At 72.0% G+C, this 18131-nt stretch carries 13 protein-coding genes and 2 pseudogenes; 10 read left to right on the top strand and 5 right to left on the bottom strand.

What is annotated here, in order from left to right:
- The first annotated feature begins 2 nt into the window (after window positions 1-2).
- The 3 genes from ABZT04_RS03055 to ABZT04_RS03045 all read left to right on the top strand — a co-directional run bounded on the left by ABZT04_RS03055 (window position 3) and on the right by ABZT04_RS03045 (window position 2506).
- A complete protein-coding gene (locus tag ABZT04_RS03055; RefSeq protein ID WP_356052296.1) occupies window positions 3-854 on the top strand; it encodes a DUF5819 family protein in 852 nt (283 codons plus the stop codon).
- The gene (locus tag ABZT04_RS03050) at window positions 844-1974 is read left to right on the top strand and encodes an HTTM domain-containing protein (protein WP_356052294.1); all 1131 of its coding nucleotides are present in this window, start codon (window positions 844-846) and stop codon (window positions 1972-1974) included. Before ABZT04_RS03055 ends, ABZT04_RS03050 begins: the two co-directional genes overlap by 11 nt.
- A 331-nt stretch (window positions 1975-2305) precedes the next feature.
- Window positions 2306-2506, top strand: coding sequence for a hypothetical protein (locus ABZT04_RS03045; RefSeq protein ID WP_356052291.1), 201 nt, complete (start codon window positions 2306-2308; stop codon window positions 2504-2506).
- A 490-nt stretch (window positions 2507-2996) separates the two neighbouring features.
- Here the strand turns inward: ABZT04_RS03045 and ABZT04_RS03040 are convergent, their stop codons facing one another.
- Window positions 2997-6764, bottom strand: a complete 3768-nt coding sequence (locus tag ABZT04_RS03040) for a helix-turn-helix domain-containing protein (RefSeq protein WP_356052289.1) — start codon at window positions 6762-6764, stop codon at window positions 2997-2999.
- Between the two features lie 190 nt (window positions 6765-6954).
- Between ABZT04_RS03040 and ABZT04_RS03035 the strand changes: the two genes are divergently transcribed.
- A complete protein-coding gene (locus tag ABZT04_RS03035) occupies window positions 6955-8235 on the top strand; it encodes an amidohydrolase (RefSeq protein ID WP_356052287.1) in 1281 nt (426 codons plus the stop codon).
- Between the two features lie 10 nt (window positions 8236-8245).
- Here ABZT04_RS03035 and ABZT04_RS03030 read toward each other — a convergent pair.
- The 3 genes and pseudogenes from ABZT04_RS03030 to ABZT04_RS03020 form a co-directional block, all read right to left on the bottom strand.
- Window positions 8246-8665 (bottom strand): annotated as a pseudogene (locus ABZT04_RS03030) (hypothetical protein); the annotation flags it as partial.
- An 849-nt stretch (window positions 8666-9514) separates the two neighbouring features.
- A pseudogene (locus ABZT04_RS03025) lies at window positions 9515-10132 on the bottom strand (hypothetical protein); the annotation flags it as partial.
- A gap of 69 nt (window positions 10133-10201) precedes the next feature.
- Window positions 10202-11374, bottom strand: a complete 1173-nt coding sequence (locus ABZT04_RS03020) for a PP2C family protein-serine/threonine phosphatase (protein ID WP_356052285.1) — start codon at window positions 11372-11374, stop codon at window positions 10202-10204.
- 123 nt (window positions 11375-11497) lie between these two features.
- Between ABZT04_RS03020 and ABZT04_RS03015 the strand changes: the two genes are divergently transcribed.
- Window positions 11498-11995, top strand: a complete 498-nt coding sequence (locus ABZT04_RS03015; protein WP_356052283.1) for a hypothetical protein — start codon at window positions 11498-11500, stop codon at window positions 11993-11995.
- 85 nt (window positions 11996-12080) lie between these two features.
- On the opposite strand, the gene ABZT04_RS03010 is transcribed toward ABZT04_RS03015, so the two are convergent.
- On the bottom strand, window positions 12081-12650 hold the full coding sequence (locus ABZT04_RS03010) for an SH3 domain-containing protein (protein ID WP_356052281.1): 570 nt from the start codon (window positions 12648-12650) through the stop codon (window positions 12081-12083).
- A gap of 191 nt (window positions 12651-12841) precedes the next feature.
- Between ABZT04_RS03010 and ABZT04_RS03005 the strand changes: the two genes are divergently transcribed.
- From ABZT04_RS03005 to ABZT04_RS02985, 5 genes are all read left to right on the top strand, one after another.
- Entirely contained in the window at window positions 12842-13783 is a 942-nt protein-coding gene (locus tag ABZT04_RS03005) for a hypothetical protein (protein ID WP_356052278.1), read from the top strand.
- A gap of 108 nt (window positions 13784-13891) precedes the next feature.
- A complete protein-coding gene (locus ABZT04_RS03000; protein WP_356052276.1) occupies window positions 13892-14647 on the top strand; it encodes an alpha/beta fold hydrolase in 756 nt (251 codons plus the stop codon).
- A 36-nt stretch (window positions 14648-14683) separates the two neighbouring features.
- A complete protein-coding gene (locus ABZT04_RS02995) occupies window positions 14684-15682 on the top strand; it encodes an endonuclease/exonuclease/phosphatase family protein (protein ID WP_356052273.1) in 999 nt (332 codons plus the stop codon).
- Between the two features lie 28 nt (window positions 15683-15710).
- Window positions 15711-17672 (top strand): FUSC family protein, encoded by a 1962-nt coding sequence (locus tag ABZT04_RS02990; protein ID WP_356052271.1) that lies wholly within the window; start codon window positions 15711-15713, stop codon window positions 17670-17672.
- 20 nt (window positions 17673-17692) lie between these two features.
- Window positions 17693-18076, top strand: coding sequence for a hypothetical protein (locus ABZT04_RS02985; protein WP_356052269.1), 384 nt, complete (start codon window positions 17693-17695; stop codon window positions 18074-18076).
- The last annotated feature ends 55 nt before the right edge of the window (window positions 18077-18131 follow it).

Genomic DNA, 18131 nt, shown 5'->3' with positions numbered 1-18131 from the left:
CCTTGAGCGAGCAGGACGAGCGGCGCGCGACCGGATCGTTGTCGATTCCGTCGCGCGCCGTTGGCGAAATCTCAGGAGAAACAGTGAGAGATGCCAGGATGGAAAGGCCGGATGGGGCCGTGCTGGGCGGCATCGAGACGGTGGACGTCGACGAGCCGGACCGGATCGGACCTGAGCCGACGGGGCGGAATGACCAGGGTGGGACAACCTTTCCGCGCGGAGGGCCTTCGAAGCCTCCGCCCCTCCTGCTGAAGGCGGGGACGAGCGCCGCTGTGGTGCTGTGTCTGGCGACGGCCCTGGCCCATGTTCTCCTCGTGTTTCTGCACGTGGCACCCCCGAACCCCCTCTCCCGGCAGTACAGCCGGCAGGTCAACGCGTGGGTCTTCCCCCTGTTCGAGCAGAACTGGCGGCTCTTCGCGCCGGATCCGGAGTCGGTCAACCGGCAGATCTCGGCAAGGACCATGCACACCAGCCCGGACGGCAGGGTGCGGGTGAGCGGCTGGTTCGATCTGAGCGGCATCGACGACTCGGCGGTGAAGCACAACGCCTTCCCAAGTCACACCGCGCAGAACATGCTGCGACGGGCCTGGAGTTCGTACCTCGAAACCCATGGTGGTGACGATCAGCCTCGCTCGGAGCGGGCGTTGATGATGCAGCGGTACCTGGCCAACATCGCGGCGGACCGCATCACCGACCGACGCGGCGGCACGTTCGAGTCCGTCCAGCTGCGGGTGATCACTGTGCCCATCGCCGCGCCGGCCGAGGGGCCCGGCCCCGGCTCGTCCGCCGCCGGGCCGAGGCCTGTCGAAACGCGGTATCTGCCCTGGTGGAAGGTGAACTCCCATGGAAACTGAGCAGGCACTCGCTCCGCACCGACGTATTTCCGACGGGTTGGACACAGGCCCGCCGCGCCGCGTACCGGAGCGGGTCGGTGCGTTTCTCACTGCCCTGACCGAGCGGCCGGTCTCTCTCTACGCCGCGGCCGTTCTGCGCATCGGATACGGACTCCTCTACCTTGTCTTCCTCTTGCGCGAGTTTCCGCACCGCGACGAGATCTGGGGGCCCGGTTCACCGTGGACGCCCGAGCTGGCCAGGCAACTGTTCCACCAGACCGGGTGGGCCAGCCTCCTCACCCTGTCCGACAGCCGGCCGTACTTCGAGACCTGCTATGCGCTGGCTGTCGTCACGTCCGCGCTCTTCATGCTGGGGTGGCGGACGAGAGCGGTGTCCGTGCTGTTCGCGGTCGTGGTGGCGTCGTTCCACGCCAGGGCGATCTTCATGACCGACGGAGGGGACAACCTCATCCTCCTGATGGCTGTCTACCTCGTCCTCACCGCATGCGGCCGGCACTGGTCCCTGGACGCACGCAGAACCCGTCTCCAAGCCTCCGTGGGGAAGGCGGCGAGCAGCTCGGCAGGCTCAGGAGCAAGCGAGTTCCGGCATCAACTGGGCATGTCCCGCCGGACCTTGACGGCAGTACTCCACAACTGCGGCATGTTCGTCATCGCGGCCCAGGTGTGCTTCCTCTACGGATCAGCGGGCCTTTACAAGGTGCAGGGCGGCTCCTGGGGCAACGGCACCGCCCTCCACTACGTCCTGAACCTCGGCCTGTTCCGGCCCTGGCCCGAGCTCTCCGTCATTGCGGAGGAGCACGACATGCTGATCGCCGTCGCCTGCTATCTGACCGTGCTGTTGCAGGTCGGGTTCCCGTTCGTCCTGTTCGGACGGCTCAAGTACCCGGTCCTGACGATGCTGCTGGGCATGCACGTGGGCATCGCTGTCCTCATGGGACTGCCACTCTTCTCCGGCGCGATGATCATCGCGGACGCCGTGTTCCTGCCGGACCGCTTCTACCGGTCAGTGGGACGACTGTGGCGTCGCACGAGCAGGCGCGCGCAGGTCAGGAAGCCGGGGGCTTCGCCCCGCGGAGGGCCGGCACTCGTGCTGCCGCGGCCTGCATCACCGAGCCAGTGAGGGGCCCATTCTGTGAGCGTGTCGGTCAGGCGGATGGTGAGTTCGTCGAGGACGCCGAAGCTGGGCAGGGGCCGCCAGGGGCAATGGTGCCTCGGCGGGGCTTCAGCCCGCTCGACCGGCGGTGCGGCAGGACATGCGCCTCTCACTGGGGAGGCCCGGGCACGGTGGCGAGCAGGACCACTGGGCAGCGGGCAAGCCCCGAGACGGTGATGGCCCGTGACGCTCCACGAGTTCGCGCCTGTCATCAATGCCGACCAGGCCCGCGCCGCCCTGCGTCGACCCGGCCCCGCCCGTGGGTGACCTGGACGGCCCAGCCGGCGTTGAACCCCGCGTGACTCCGACAATGCGGCGCCTGCGGCTCCCGCCCGTCATCGGCGTGCAGCGCGACAGCAGTGAGACGGTTCCGCGCCCCGAGCTGGAGCCGATCTTCACCGCGCTCGCCGAGCAGTGGGAGACCAATGGCCGTCTGGTGCCGGGCCGCGTGGATGAGGAGTGGACGATCCTCGCCCGACATCTTCTCTGGCCTCGTTGACCGCGCGGTACGGGCACGGCCCCCACCACCCCCGCACCGCGCCCCCGAGGAGTCCGCGGGCGCTCATCAGCGCAACCCGACCAGCCAACCACCCCGACCAGCCGGAACGGAACACCGCCTCCGGCAGCGCGCAGGCCCTGGCCGCTCGGGGCGGGCCAGGACCTTCGTACGTGCGGTCCTCCGACAGGACCAAGGGGAAGCTGATGGGGCCCCGATGACGGGCGGGAATCGGGGCCGCGGACTACACCGGCCCGCCGTGGGGACCCAAGTCGGTGCACGCCGCAAGGACACGGAGGCCACGCGCTGCGCACGGCACGTCTCCGACAACCAATCCTGAGAGTCCTTGATCACATCGATGACGACAGACTCGATCACCACCAGAACACGTGCACGACAACAGAGCTGCATGGCTGAGGAGTACACAACGGCGTCCCGTTCGCCGTCGCCCCATGCGATGACGCCAACTCCCGTTTGCGGATCGAACCACCTCTCAGCAGATGCGTCGGTACGACGCGTCCGGCACGTACGTCCGCCACTGCGCGCGTGTCAGCTCCGCGTTCCCCGTCCTCGCGCAGACCCCCGCCCCGGCCCGTTCCGGGTCTACGGCGTACCGCTGGAGCGGGACGTGCGCGCTGCCGGCGAAGAGGGTCGTGCCGTCCGGGCTGAAGGCGAGGGACGTGATGGCCTCGCCCGGGGTGGTGAGCGGGCTGCCGAGGGGCTGTTGGGTGGGGACGTCCCAGAGTTGCAGGCTGCCGCCGTCGCCGCCGACCGCGAGGGTGTGGCCGTCGGGGCTGAAGGCGAGGGCCGCGACGCCCTCCGGGGTGGTGCCGGTCGGGGCCGGGAAGACGTTGCGCAGGACGCCCGCGCGGTGGGCGAGGTTCCCGTCCCACAGGTGGACCCGGCCCGTCAGGTCGCCGGCCGCCAGCAGGGAACCGTCCCCGGCGAAGGCCAGCGCGCCGATCTCGTCGCCCTGCACCAGGTCGCGACCGGTGGACCGGCCCGACGGCGGCCGGGCCACCCGGTCCTCGCCGACCAGTAGCCCGCCGTCGGGACGGACGGCGAGGTGGGCGCCCGCGACGCCGGTCAGGACAGCCGTCCTGCGCCCACGCTGTCCACTCCTCCCGTCTACGAACTCCCATGTCTCGTCGGTGAGTTCACCGATGGAGTCGGTGCGGGCGGCGTACAGGGTGTGGCTGTCGCTCGGGCCGAGCGTGAGGGCGACGACGGCTCCGCCCGGCAGGTCGAGTGAGGCCAGGGCCCGCCCGTGCGGCACGTCCCACACCCGGACCGGTTGCGCCGCCGTATCCCGGCCCGGTGCCGAGACGCCGTACGCGAACCGGGTTCCGTCCGGGCCGAAGGCCATCAGCGGGAGGGTGTCTGCGGGGACGGTCGGGAGGGTGGGGTCGGTGGAGACGGGGACGGGGACGGCCGGGAAGGTGTGCAGGACGTGGCCGTTGCGGGTGGCGCGGAGGCGGAAGAGGTAGTGGTCGCCGGTGCGCAGGGTGGTGGCATAGGTGCGGCCGTCCGGGCTGAACAGGACGTCGTTCAGCGCGGCGGGCCGCCAGTCGGGGGTGACGGCCGCGCCGAGATCGAGGGTGTGGACGGTGCCGCCCTCCGGGTAGCGCAGCGTCCGGCCGTCGCGGTCCCAGGCGAGTCCGCCGTAGAGGTGCTGGTTGTTGAGGTCGTGCCGGAAGACGGGGGCGCCGGGGTCGGTGAGCCGCCAGACGCGCAGCTCCGAGCGGTCGGCGGTGGCGACGAAGGCGCCGTTCGGGCTGAAGGACGCGTACTGGACGCCGGTGTCGTAGAGGTCGGCGACGCTGCGGCCCGTGGCGGTGTTCCAGACGCGCAACCCGGTGCCGGTGGCGGCGGCCAGGTGGTCGCCGCCGAGGGCGAGGAGGGGGGAGTCCGTGTCGCAGAGAGTGTGGCTGTCCTGCCAACTACCTTGTAGAAGGCTGGAGTTGGAGGTGTTCCACAGACGCATGGTGTCCCCGGAGCAGGCTGCCGCCGTACGGCCGTCCGCGCTGACGGCGACGAGCGAGGCGTCCGGTGCGCGTGCGTCGAACAGCACGTGGCCGTCCGCGACCGAGCGCAGCCGTATCCGGTCACCCTCGGTGGCCAGGAGGGAGCGGCCGTCGGCGGAGAAGACGACCTCGCCGACGTCGTGCAGCGCGGCCCCGCCGGCCCAACTCCAGTGCCCGGTGGCCGTGTTCCACAGCCGGAACCCGCCCTCGCCGTCCTCGCCGTCGTCGATCCCGAGGACGTGCGCGGAGGCGCCGACCTCGGTCACCGCGCCGCCCGGAACCCGGCCCGAGCCGGTCGCGCGATGCGTGATCACGTCCCAGGTACGCCAGTCGCGACCGGTCGCGCTGACCAGGGTCCGACCGCCGTCGGCGAGCAGCCGCCGGGTGTCCTCACCGGGCGTGGGATCGGTGAACGTGTCCGTCTCGACCTGGGCGAGCGAACCGAGCAGGGCGCGGCGGGTCTCGGGCAACTCGGCTATCCGCCAGGCGGCGACCCCGAGTTGCAGCGCGGTACGGGGCTCGGTGGTACGCAACGCGTCGGCCACGTCGGCGACCCGACGAGCGGCGGTCTGCGTACTGCGCCGCTGGTTGTCCGCCCGTTCACGGCACACCCCGTAAGCCGCGATCATCGCCACCGCCAGCACGGCCGACAGCGAGACGGTCAGGATCCGATGCCGCCGACTGATCCGCGCCGCGACGCGCTGCTCGGCGGCACGGGCGTCCAACGCGGCGATGAGGAAGGCGCGTTCGGGGAGGGTCAGGGTGGGGGTGGGTATGCGGGGGCCGGCCTCAAGAACCACCTCCTCACCGAACAACTCCTCCGCCCGAGCCAGCCGCGCCCCCCGGTACAACGCCCCCGGATCCCGGTCGTGGTCCAGCCAGGTGCGGGTCGCGTCCGTGAGCATGCGGTGGTGGCGGAGGCGGTCGCGGTCCTGGTCGATCCAATGGTGGAGGCGGGGCCAGCAGGTGATGAGGGCCTCGTGGGCGAGGTGGACTCCGGTGTCGTCGGCGGTCAGGAGGCGGGCGCGGGTGAGGCGTTCCACGACGACCGGGACCGCCGGGTTCGGCCACTGGGCCAGTTCGGTGCGGGTGAGGGGGCGCCGGGTGTCGGGGGTGCCCTGGCCCGGTACGACCATGCGGAGCAGCAGGTGGCGGGCGGCGTCGGCCTCGTCGGGGGAGAGGCCGCCGTAGACCTCCTCGGCGGTCGCCGCGATGGCGCCGCGCACTCCGCCGGCGGCCTCGTAACCGGCGAGGGTGAGCAGCCGGCCCTTGCGGCGGCGCCAGGTCTCCAGCAGGGCGTGCGAGAGCATCGGCAGTCCGCCGGGCTCGTCGAGGACCTCCCCCACCAGGCGCGCGGTCAGGGTCCGTTCGACCAGGCAGCCGGCCGCCTGGGCCGGGCCGACCACCGCCTCGCGCAGTTCCTCCGCCGTCATCGGGCCGAGCAGCAGCGCGGCGCCCCGCAGCGCGTCGGCCAGACCGCGGTGCTCGGCGCAGCGGGCGTAGAAGTCCGCGCGTACGGCGACCAGCACCCTGAGGCGGGTGTCCGGATCACGGGCCGCCAGCAGCAGGTCGATGAAACGGGACCGTTCGCGCGCGTCACGGCAGAGCGTGAAGACCTCCTCGAACTGGTCCACCACCACCCAGCTCTCCGGCTCGCCCGGCCCCGGGGCCAGCAGATGCCCGTAGGTCGTCGCCGGGGTCGGCCCGGGCGTGAGGATGCGCAGCCTCCCCGGACAGTCGCCGGCCGCGATCTCCTCCCGCAGCCGCGCGATCAGCCCGGCCCGCAGCAGCGAGGACTTACCGCTGCCCGAGGGCCCGAACAGCACCGCGAACCGGTGGTCGCGGACCAGCGCTTCGACCTCGGCGACCACCCGGTCCCGGCCGAAGAAGAGATGCCGGTCGGCCGGCTCGAACCGGGCGAGCCCGCGATACGGCGCCGGCCCGTCCCCGGGTTCCCCCTCGGAGGCCCGGTGCGCCTCCGCCTCGGCCTCCTTCCAGCGCGGCCCCCACTCGGCGGGGTCGCCGCCGCACGCCCGTACGTACCCCTCGACGACGGCGAGCGACGGCAGCCGCTCCCCGGCGGCGGCCTGGGAGAGCGTGGTCGCCGAGAAACCGGCCTCCTTCGCCATCGTCCGGTACGAGGGTCCGCCCGCCGCCCGCCGCAGCTCCCGCAACTCGTGCGCGAGCCACTGAACGGCACCGGCCTCCGGGTCCACCGGTCGCTCTGGACGGCCCATCGGCACATACCTCCGCGCATCTGACGAAACACCTGACGAAAGCGACATCAGGGAACGATGACCATACGGATGGGCAGGAAACGGCGGGGTGGCCTCAAGGTGACGGATGCGTGACACGGAGGGACCCAGCCTGCGCCGGCGATCCGGCCGGGGCTCCCGCACACACATCCGCCCCGCATACTCTGCCGTCGTGACCTCTTCCGCTTCCGCTTCCTCTTCTGTTTCCTCTTCTGTTTCCGCCGCCGCGCGCACCGCACTGGACCTCACCGCCGACCTCCCGGTCCCCGGCCTGGAGGACTTCTACCGGGACCTGCATCGCAACCCCGAGCTGTCCGGACACGAACACCGCACGGCCGGCAAGCTCGCCGAGCACCTCACCAAGGCGGGTTACGACACCGTCGAGGGCATCGGCGGCACCGGTGTCGCCGCGGTGCTGCGCAACGGTGAGGGCCCGACCGTGCTGCTGCGCACCGACATGGACGCGCTGCCGGTGCAGGAGGAGACCGGGCTGCCGTACGCCTCCACCGTGCCCGGCGCGATGCACGCGTGCGGGCACGATCTGCATGTGACCTGGCTGGCGGGTGCCGCCGAGGCGCTGGCCGCCGGGCGGGAGACCTGGTCGGGGACGGTGGTCCTGGTGGGGCAGCCCGCGGAGGAGACGGGGGCGGGCGCGGCGGCGATGGTGGCCGACGGCCTGTACGACCGTGTCCCGCGCCCGGACGCGCTGCTCGCCCAGCACGCGGCGCCCGGGCCCGCCGGTTTCTACCCGCACTCGCCCGGCCTGATCATGTCGGCCTCCACGGACCTCGACATCGTGGTGCACGGACGTGGCGGCCACGGTTCGCGTCCCGAGACGACGGTCGACCCGGTCGTCACGGCCGCCTACCTGGTCACGCGTCTGCAGACGGTCGTCTCCCGGGAGATCGCGGCCCGCGACTCGGCCGTTCTGACGGTGGGCCGGATCGAGGCGGGCACGCGGCACAACATCATCCCGACCGAGGCCCGGATCTCCCTCAACCTGCGCACCCAGTCCGCCGACGTACGGGAGCGGATGATCGCCGCGATCCGCCGTATCGCGGCCGGCGAGTGCCTCGCCGCGGGCTGCCCGCGCGAGCCCGAGGTCACCGTCGGCACCAGCCTCCCCACGATGGTCAACGACGCGGACACCGACCGCCGGATCGCCGCCGTGCACACCGAGGTCCTCGGCGCGGGCACGGTCTTCGACCCCGGCCCGGCGACGGGCAGCGAGGACTTCCCCCGCCTGGTCCCGGACGGGGTGCCGTACTCCTACTGGTTCGTGACGAGCACCCCGGCGGACGTGTGGGACGCGGCGCCCGGCACGGATCTGATGGAGAAGTTCCACGCGGTCCCCAGCAACCACAGCCCGCAGTTCGCACCGGACCTGGTGACGGTGGCGCCAGGCGTACGCACCCTGCTCTCAGGCGCGTTGGAACTCCTGACGGTCAACTGACGTCAACTGATTACCCCTGCGCCTGAAGTTGGTGCAGTTGCTTCCGTACGTGGTCCAGCGCCCCCGCCCGACGACCAGGCACCCGTCCCCTCAACTCGGCCAGCGCGAGGCCGAGTTCACGGGCGGCCGCCGGTTCCTGGATCTTCCCCCACTGATGGTGGGCCCGGTCCACGGCCACCTCGACCGCAGGCGTGTCGGCCAACTCCCCCGCCGCGAGCCGCGCACCGGCCACGGCAAGCCACGCCCGACAACTCCGCACCGGATCCCCGGCCAACATCGCAAGATCGGCCCGCACCTCGGCCCAGTGCAACACCGCTTCGGACCCGCGTCCATGGGCCCGCACGGCGGCCTGCTCATGCTCGGCGGCGAGAGCGTCGGCGTCGGCGTACCGACCGGCTTGGGCGGCGGAGGCGACGGCGGTGTGGGGGTCGTTGTCGTGACTCCGACCGAAATCGACCTGACTCCGACGGCCGTCCAGCGGTCTCCGGCCACCGACCTTCGGGCTACGGCCGCCGGTCAGGAGGCTTCCGTAGAGATCCTCTCGGCTCCCGCCGGCATCTTCTTGGCGCGGGTCGGCGCCCTCTTGGCGCGGGTCGATAGCCTCTTGGCTTCCGCCGACACCTTCTCGGCTCCGATCGGCGCCTTCGCGGCTCCGATCGGCACCGTCACGGCTCCCGTCGGCACCCTGGCTCAGGCCCGCACCATTGTGGCTCCAGCCAGCACTCCCATGCCCCCGACCGGTGCTCTCCTGGCTCCCGCCAGCACTCTCGTGACTTCGGCCCGCACCACTGTGGCTCCAGCCGACACCTGCCTGGCTCCCGCCGACGTCCTCGCGGCTTCGGTCAGCGCCCTCTTGGCTCAGGTCGATACCCGCCCGGCTCGCGCCAGCGTCCTCGCGGCTTCGGTCAGCACCCTCTTGACTCCGACCGCCGCCTCCTCGGCTCCCGCCGACACCCTCCCGGCTTTCGCCGCCGTCTGCTCGGCTCCGGTCGACGCGCTCTTGACTCCCGTCAGCGCCTTCTTGACTCCGGTCGACACCCGCCTCGCTCGCGCCAGCTCCCTCATGGCTTCGGCCCTCACCAGGGTGACTCCGGCCGCCGCCACCCCCTCGGCTCACGACACCCACCTGGCCCTCGCCGACATCCTCTCGACCCGCGCCCGCACCCTCTCGCCCCCGCCCGAACTCACCCAGCCCGTCCGGCGTTTGAGGACGAGGAACCTTCAGGGGCGATGGGGGTCTGGGGGCGGAGACCCCGGGAGCGGTGGTGCCGGCGGATGCCAGCAGGACGTCCGCGTAGGCCTCGGAGCCCAGTCTCGCCAGCGCCAGTTGGTGCAGCTGCTCCACCGGCGGCCGCGACCCGCTTCGCAGGATCGTCGCCACCGCCTTCATGTACGTGGGCGCGGCCACCCCGCCGCGCCGCCCCGGCGGCGGTGCGATGCGACCGTAAACGGCGTTCGTGCGGCCCGAGTCTAGGAGGTGGCCGTGCAGCCACTGCCAGGTCTCCGCGTCGGTGTGGAGGTCGAGCAGCAGGGTCGTCGTGCCCGGGGTCCGCAGCCGCAACTCCTCGCGGATCCAGGCCCACGGGAAGCCGGTGTAGCGGACCGTCGCCGGGGTCGTGCGGGCCAGTGCCAGGTGCGGAAGGTGTTGTTTCCGGTCGAGTTGGAGCTGGCCGGTGATGAACACGGTCAGCGGGCCGGGGGCTGTGGCGGCGGCGCGCAAGCGGGTCAGGACCGCCTGCGGCTCCAACGGGTCGGCGAGTTCCACGACGTTGGCGGTCTCGGTGCCGGACAGCACGTCCGGGGAGACGGCCGCCAGCACCGGCAGCACGGAGGCCGCGTCCACCAGCCGCCCCTTGCCGACCGGCGAGGCCGCGAGCAGCAGCACCGTCCCGGGCATGTGCCCTCCCCCAGACCTCGGTCACTTCGTACCGCAGCACCGTAACCTCTGCTGCTGCAAAGGGTGATCTCAGGACCGCCGTACCGCGAAGATCGTGGTGTCGTCGGCGAGATGTCCGCCGCTGTGGCGCAGGGTGCCGTCGCGGACGTAGGCGACCAGGCGGGACGGGTCCGCGGTGCGCGGATCGGCCAAGAGGCCTTCCGCGACACGGTCGTTGAGGGGGTAGAAGACACCGGCGCCGTCGCGTGCCTCGGTCACTCCGTCGGTGACGACGAGGAGGGTCTCACCGGGTGCGAGGGTGACGCGGAGCGTCGGCGGCGGACCGTCCTGGTGCGCCAACTCGCCCAGCCCCAGCGGGAGTCCGTGCCCGGGCGGCAGGGGCCGTACCCCGTGCGGGCCAACCATCAGCGGGGGTTCGTGACCGAAGTTGACGACCTCGACCGTGGTCGGGTCGGCGGCGGGGAAGCTCAGCAGCACGGCTGTGGCGAACCGGTCGACGTCATCGCGGTCGAGGGCCGCGAGATGCCCCGCGTGCCGCTGTATCCGGGTCTCCAGACGCGCGGCGACCGTGGCGAGGTCCGCCTCGTGGTAGCCCGCCTCGCGGAACGTGCCCAGCAGCGCCGCCGCCGTCTCCACCGCGCCGAGCCCCTTGCCCTGGACGTCACCGACGAGGGCGCGGGTGCCGTGCGGTCCCGGCTGGATGTCGTAGAAGTCGCCGCCGACGCGGGCGACGGCGTCCGCGGCGAGATAGACCGCCGCGTGGTCGAGGCCGCCCCAGCCCGGCGGCAGCGGGCGCAGCAGGGTACGGCGGGTGGTCTCGGCGACGTCCCGCATGTGCAGCATGCGGCGCTCACCGCGGACCCGGACCGCGCAGGCCAGCACGGCGAGGACACCGCCGACGCCGACGAGGATGAAGTCGGGCAGGCCGGTCTGGTACTGGCGCGGCCAGGCGTGGTCGGCGAGGGCGTAGGTGGCCAGGCCCAGCGCCCCGAAGACGGCCGTGCCCCACACCCCGCAGATCGCGGCGGCGATACCGGGCACGAGCACGATCCAGGAGACGGTGCGGAACTCGCCGCCGGTGTCCCAGTCGACCAGCAGGATGGTGACGAGCACCAGCAGCGGCGGCACCCAGGCGACGCTGCGGCCGCGCACCCGCAGCAGTTGCTGGCGCCGCAGCGCGTCGGGGTCCCGGGCTCGGGGCAGCCGGTCGAGCGCGGAGCGCCCGGCATCGCGGTAGCGCACCGGTCCAGCGAAACACGGGGTGCCCGAGGCCGCACGCCGACTTGCCACCGCCTCCGCCGGGGTGTGCATTGGTAGGCAGGGGTTCGACGGGGGCGAACGGGGGCGAGAGAGAGGAGTGCTCCCATGGCTCAAGCGGCACCCACACCCGGCGGCATGACGGGCCGCAAACGCGGCCGATCGACCGGCCGGAAACCCGGCGCAACGAGCGGATTCACCAGCCCGAGCGGTCTGCCCGACATCTTCGACGCCCGGGTGCACCGCGTGGCGAAGGTGGCGATCCCGGTCGTCCTGGGGCTCGTCTACGGCTACTGGGCGGCCGCCAACCGCCGTAGCGGCGGCCCCATCACGGGCTGGAACGTCCTGTTCGGCTTTGTGACGGCGCTCGCGTTCATCGTGCTGTGCCTGGCGGTGGCGCGGTTCGCCCCGCTGCTGAAGCGCGAACTGCACTCGCTGGTGAAGTCCGGCTTCGCGGGCGCGGCGCTCGGCTTCCTGTACAGCCAGACCGGCGAGAGCGTGCTGCGGTCGGCGGCCGTCGGCGTCGCGGTCGCCGCGGGAGTCTTCCTGGTGTTCTTCTACCGCTACTACACGCGCGAGGACGGAGCGGGCAACCGCATCCGCTGAGGCACTGACGGACGCGGCAGTGGGCCCCGGCACCACCTCGGTGCCGGGGCCCACTGCCGTCCCCCTCCGCCCTACGGCCTGTGTCCTACGGCGTCCAGCTCCAGATGCCGCCGCCGGTCGCCGAGCCGGAGGCGCTCCAGCTCCACGAGCCCGAGACGCTCCACGACCCGGAGGCCGAGGTGCTCCACGAGTTCGAACTGCCGCACCAGTTCGGGTCGTTGTTCCAGTTGGAGTTGCCGGCGTTGTCGGAGGTCGTGCCGTCCTTCCAGCCCGGACACGGGTCCGAGCAGGACGGCACCCACTGGCCGCCGGTGTCGACGAACGCGGCGCTGGCCCAGCCCTGGGCGCCGACGAGCCAGTACCAGTCGGGGTTTCCGTTGACGCTCTGTCCCCTGACCACGCATTGGATGCGGTCCTGGCTGCCCGGTGAGAGCGAGTCGACGGCGGGGGAACGGGTGGTGGGCGACTGCCGCACGTGCAGATCCGTGCGGGAGACGATCGTGCCCCAGATCGGACTGCTGCCACCGCCACCACCATGTCCTTCGGCGTACGTGGTCGGTGCTGCCGTCGCCGTGGTGCCCGCCGCCGCGACGGCGAGGGTGCCACCGGTGAGCAGGGCCGCGGCCAGAGTCCGCAGGGCCGGAGTGGTGCGCATGTTCGGCCTCCTTCTCCCCGGTTCCAGGAAACACCCGTTCGGGTCAACCCTCCACCTGAGAGCGGAACGGCCAGTTCCACCAAGTGTTCCGAGGTCAGGGCACTGGTTCGGCTTGACATCGCACCCGAATGGCCACCCGGATACGGGACATCGGACTGGCGCGTCGCGACCGGTGGCCGTGTCCTGAAGGGGTGCCCCCACGTCTCCGGAGCGCCCTGTCGGCCGTGCTCGTCGCCCTCTCCTGCTTCCTCACGCCCTTCGGCGCGCTGGCGGCCTGGGCGGCGTACGGACTGACCGACTCCGGACGGTACGTCACGACGATGGCTCCGCTGGCCGCCGATCCGGATGTACGGAACGTGGTCGCGGACACGGTCGGCGCGGGAATCCTGCGCGAGGTCCATGTGGACGGGATGCACGGCACGATGGGGCCGTTCGTGCAGGACGCGGTGCGGTCGTTCACGGAGACCGAGGCGTTCCGGGTGGCCTGGGACGAGGGCAATCGCGCGACCCACGACGCGGTGCTGGACGCCCTGGAGGACGAGGGACGCGACGACACCGTCACCGTCGACCTCGCCCCCGTCACCGCTCACGTCAAACACCAACTCGCCAACGACCACGTGCCGTTGGCAAGCCGTATCCCCGTCCAGCACACCGAGGTCGCGGTACTGCCGGCCGGTGAACTGGGCCCGCTCCGGAAGGGGTTCCACGTGCTCGAAGTCGCCGGCTTCTGGCTCCCCGTCGCCGCCGCCGTCTTCGCCGTCACCGGCATCGCCGTCGCCGTGCGCCGCCACCGAGCGATCACGGCGACCGCCCTCGGCACGGCCCTCGGCGGCGCCCTCCTCGGCCTGGCCCTCGCGATCGGCCGCCACCTCACCACCACCGACCTCCCGACAGAGGTCTCCCAGGCAGCGGGTGCGGCAATCTACGACGCCCTGACCGCGACGCTCCGCAAGGTCGCCTGGCTCCTCCTGGCCACGGGCCTGACGGTAGCCGCGACAACCTGGCTGACCCGCTACGCCCACCGGGCAAGGGAGTTGCCGGCTCTTCTCCTACGCCTGGTACCGGGCAGGCGAGCGCGCGCGACGACGGCTGCCGCGGATCCCCCGCAGCAGCCGACGCGGGCTCAGGTCTGATCGCGGGCGGGGCCCATTTCTGACCAACCCCGGACGCACTCACCGGCGTCACACCGGGGGCAAAGACCTTATTGCACTGGGCAGTTGGCCCGATCTAGGGTCGATCACATGCCACCCCTTACCCACCCGTACATCCCCCTTGTCCTCATTCACGGCCACCCCTTCGACCACACCATGTGGACCCCGCAGATCGAGGCGTTCTCCCCCACCCGCAGGGTCATCGCCCCCGACCTCCGCGGCTACGGCCCCCACCCCGCCCCGGCCCCCGCACTCACCCGCTTCGCGGACTTCACCACCGACATCGAGGCACTGCTCGACGACCTGGACGTGGAGACGTTCGTGCTGGCCGGGCTCTCCATGGGCGGGCAGATCGCGATGGACTGCTACGGACGGTTCCCCGAGCGCGTCCGGGGTCTGGTCCTCGCCGACACCTTCCCGGCCGCCGAGACCCCGGAGGGCGTCCGCACCCGCGAGGCCATGGCCGACCGCCTCCTACACGAGGGCATGGGCGGCTACGCCGACGAGGTGCTGGAGCGGATGGTCGCGCCGACGGCCGACCCCCAGGTCAAGGCCCACGTCCACGGCATGATGACGGCCACCGACCCCGCCTCCGCCGCGGCGGCACTCCGCGCCCGCGCCCAACGCCCGGACTACCGCGCCCTGTTGACCCGCGTACACGTACCGACCCTGGTGGTCGTGGGCGCCGACGACACCTACACCCCGGTCTCCGACGCGGAGGCGATGCACGCGGCGCTCCCCGACTCCACGCTCCACGTGATCGACGGCGCGGCCCATCTGCCGAATCTCGAACGCCCGAAGGAGTTCAACGAGATCCTGGGGGAGTTCCTGGCACACGTGGGATGATTCGGGCATCTGCACCTACGGGCGGAAGGGCATCACTTGGGCACCGCGACCTCCGAGTGGACCGCCGCCGACTTCGTGCCCGAACGCCATCGCGTGCGCCGCTTCGTGACCTGGTGCGCCGGACTCCTCCTCATCGGCGTGAGCGTGGTCGTCGGCTGCCGTACGGCCGACACCGACGCCCTCACCCCGATCCCCCAACTCCTCGCCTTCTTCCCCTGGTTGCTCGCCCCCACCGGCCTCGCACTCCTCCTCTCCCTGTTCACCCGGTGGCGGCTCGGCCTGGTGTGGGGAGTCGCGCTGCTCGGGCTGCTGGCGTGGTTCATCGAGCCGTACGGCAAGAGCGGGGATCCAGGCGGACCGGCCGTCGCGGAGTTCCGGGTGCTGACGTCGAACGTCGAGTTCGGGCGGGGGACCGGTTCGCTGGTCCCGGTGATCCGGCGGGAGCGGCCGGACGTGGTGTTCGTGGAGGAGTGCGAGTACACCTGCCAGGCCACGCTACGACGGGACTTCGGCACCGAGTTCCCCTACCGGCAGGCCGTCGTCGCGGCCGGTTCGCACGGCTCGGTCGTCCTCAGCCGCTTCCCCCTCAAGGGCACGAAGGGCGTCACCGGCACGATGGGCATGCCCGGCGCCGTAGCGGACGTCGGCGGATATTCCGTACGGCTCCAACTCGCGCACCCCATGCCCCCGTTGCCGAACCAGGTCGGCCTGTGGCGGCGCGAACTGAACCGGCTGCGCGCCTTCGCCGCCGCCGACCCCACCACCCCCACCGTCCTCGCCGGCGACTTCAACTCCACCCAGGACCACGCGGCCTTCCGCCGCATCCTCGACGCCGGCCTGCGCGACGAGGCCCGCCTCGCCGGACACCCGCGCACACCGAGCTGGCCCGAGCGCTTCGCCCCCACCTTCGGCACCCAGATCGACCACGTCCTGCTGTCCCCGGACTTCTCCGCGAACAGCGCCCGCTTCCTCGACCTCGCCGACACCGACCACCGCGCCCTGCTCGTCGACATCACACTCCACCAGCACGGATGACCCGGTCCGGGCCGCTCATAATGGGCGCATGTCCCGCGAGTTCCCCATCGGCCTCACACCCCCCGACTGGCTGGTGAGGAACCTCCAACCCCAGCAGGCCCCGCTCAACCGGCCGGCCGTCGCCCGCGCCGCCGTCGCCTTGGCCCTCCCCCTCGGCATCGGCATCGCCGCCGGACACACCGCCTACGGCGCGCTCGCCTCCATGGGCGCCCTCTCCGGCGTCATCGGCGACACCGCCGACGCGTACCGCATGCGCATCCTCAACATCGCGATCCCCCAGCTCTTCGGCGCGATCGGCGTCACGCTGGGCGCGGCGGTCTACGGCCAGGGCTGGCTCGCGGTCGCCGCCCTCACCGCCGTCGCGCTCGTCTCCGGGATGATCTCGACGATCGGCGCGGTGGCCTCCGTATCGGGCCTGCTCCTGCTCCTCAACTCGGTGATCGGCGCGGGACTTCCGCTCCCCGGCGCCTGGTGGCTGGCCCCCGTGCTGATGGCCGGCGGCGGCCTCCTGGTCCTCCTCCTGGCCCTGCTGGCCTGGCCCCTGCGCTCCGGCGTCCCCGAACGAACGGCCGTGGCGGCCACCTACCGAACCGTCGCCGACCTCCTCACCACCTGCGGCGACACCCCCACCACCGACTACGACGCCGCCCGCCACGCCGTCACCCAGTCCCTCAACCAGTCCTACGACCTCGTCCTCGCCCGGCGCGCCCGCCACCACGGCCGCAACCCCGAACTGACCCGCCTGCTGGCCCAGTTGAACGCCATCACCCCGGTCGTCGAAGCGGCCCCCGCGGTCCACCAGTCAGGCCGCCCCCTCCCCCCGCAGATCCGCACGACGGTCCGCCACCTCGCCGAGGCCGTCGAGACCGGCTACACGGGCCCGATAGGCCTCGACCTCCCCACCCCCACCACCGAGACCGCCCGCGTGATCGACCACGCCCTGCGCCACACGGCGGAGGTGGTCACCGCCCCGGACGTCGACCCGTACGGCATCGACGACCGCCTCGGCCGCCCGGCGGCGCTCCGCATCCGGGCCGCCCGCGCCGCCCGCAACGTCCTGCTCTCCTCCGGCTCCTGGCGCTACGGCCTGCGCCTGGCGCTCTGCATCGGCCTCGCGCAGGTGCTGGTGTCGACCGTCCCGGTCCCGCGCTCGTACTGGATCGCCCTGACCATCACCTTCGTCCTGAAGCCCGACTTCGGTTCGGTCTTCTCCCGGGCCCTGCTGCGCGCCCTCGGCACGGTGGCCGGACTGGTGATCGCGGCGGCCGTCCTGTCGGTGGTCCCTCGCGGCGGGTGGGACGTCCTGGTCCTGCTCCTCCTGGCCCCGCTGATCCCGGCCCTGACCCCACGCGGCTACGGCTACCAGACCGCCGCGATCACACCCGTGATCCTTCTCCTCTCCGACGTCCTCAACCACCAGGGCACGGCGTTGCTGCTCCCTCGCCTGGTGGACTCGTTGATCGGCTGCGGGATCGCCCTGGTGGCGGGCTATCTGCTCTGGCCGGAGAGTTGGCACACACGAGTCGGCGACCGCCTGGCGGAGGCGGTGGCGGACACGGCCCGTTACGTGGAATCGGCGTTCGCCGCCCCCGCCACTCCGGGCGCGGAGACCGACCCGGCCGCCCGCGCCCGAATGCGCCGCCGCCTCTACCGCGACCTCTCCACCATCCGCACCGAGTTCCAACGCGCCCTCACCGAGCCCCCACCCACCGGCCGCCTCGCCGCGGGCTGGCTCCCCCTCGTCGTCGCCGTAGAACGCATCGTCGACGCGACAACGGCGGCCCGGGTACGGGTGAAACACGGCGCACCCCCGCCATCCACCGCCGAGGTCACCCAAGTGGCGCTCCAGCTCAGGGAGTTGTCGAAGGGCGTACGCGAGTCGGAGGTGCTGGTGGAGGTCCGCACGGATCTCTCGGGGCCGGCGGAGAGTGTGCTGGAGCCGTTGCGGCAGGAAGTGGCGGCGGCACGGGCGATCGCGTCGCCGCACTGACATCCGGAGACACCAACCGCATGCTGACCTTCTTCGCCGCGGTGATCCTGACGGCACTCGTCGCCCCGGTCTTCCTCATCGGATCGGGGATCAACCGGTGGCGCGACGGAAAGCGGTGGCTTCCCGGACTGTTCTTCTCGGCCGCTGCTTCCGTGGTCGTCTACGCCTTCTGCCTGTTCTTCTTCGTCATCCCGGCCGACTTCGCGAAGCAATGCGGCCAGGAAGCGGACCGGTTCGAACAGAGTGCCTTCCCACTCACCGCCACCTGCCACTGGGCCGGCGGGCGCACCTACAGCTTGGTTCCGGCGCTTGCCAACCCAGTCCTCTACGCGTGCATCGCAGCGACTCTCGTCTGTGCCGTCATGGCCGTCCGCGACCGCCACAGGAAGGGGCCGACATCCTGAACACGGCGCGACACGGTGACCGTCCCGGCAGGGGGTTCCGCCCCTGACCAAGATC

The organism is Streptomyces sp. NPDC005492, from assembly GCF_040605995.1.
Taxonomy (GTDB): Bacteria; Actinomycetota; Actinomycetes; order Streptomycetales; family Streptomycetaceae; genus Streptomyces.
Note: the sequence above shows the minus strand (reverse complement) of the source record. Positions and strands in the feature narration are given on the sequence as shown.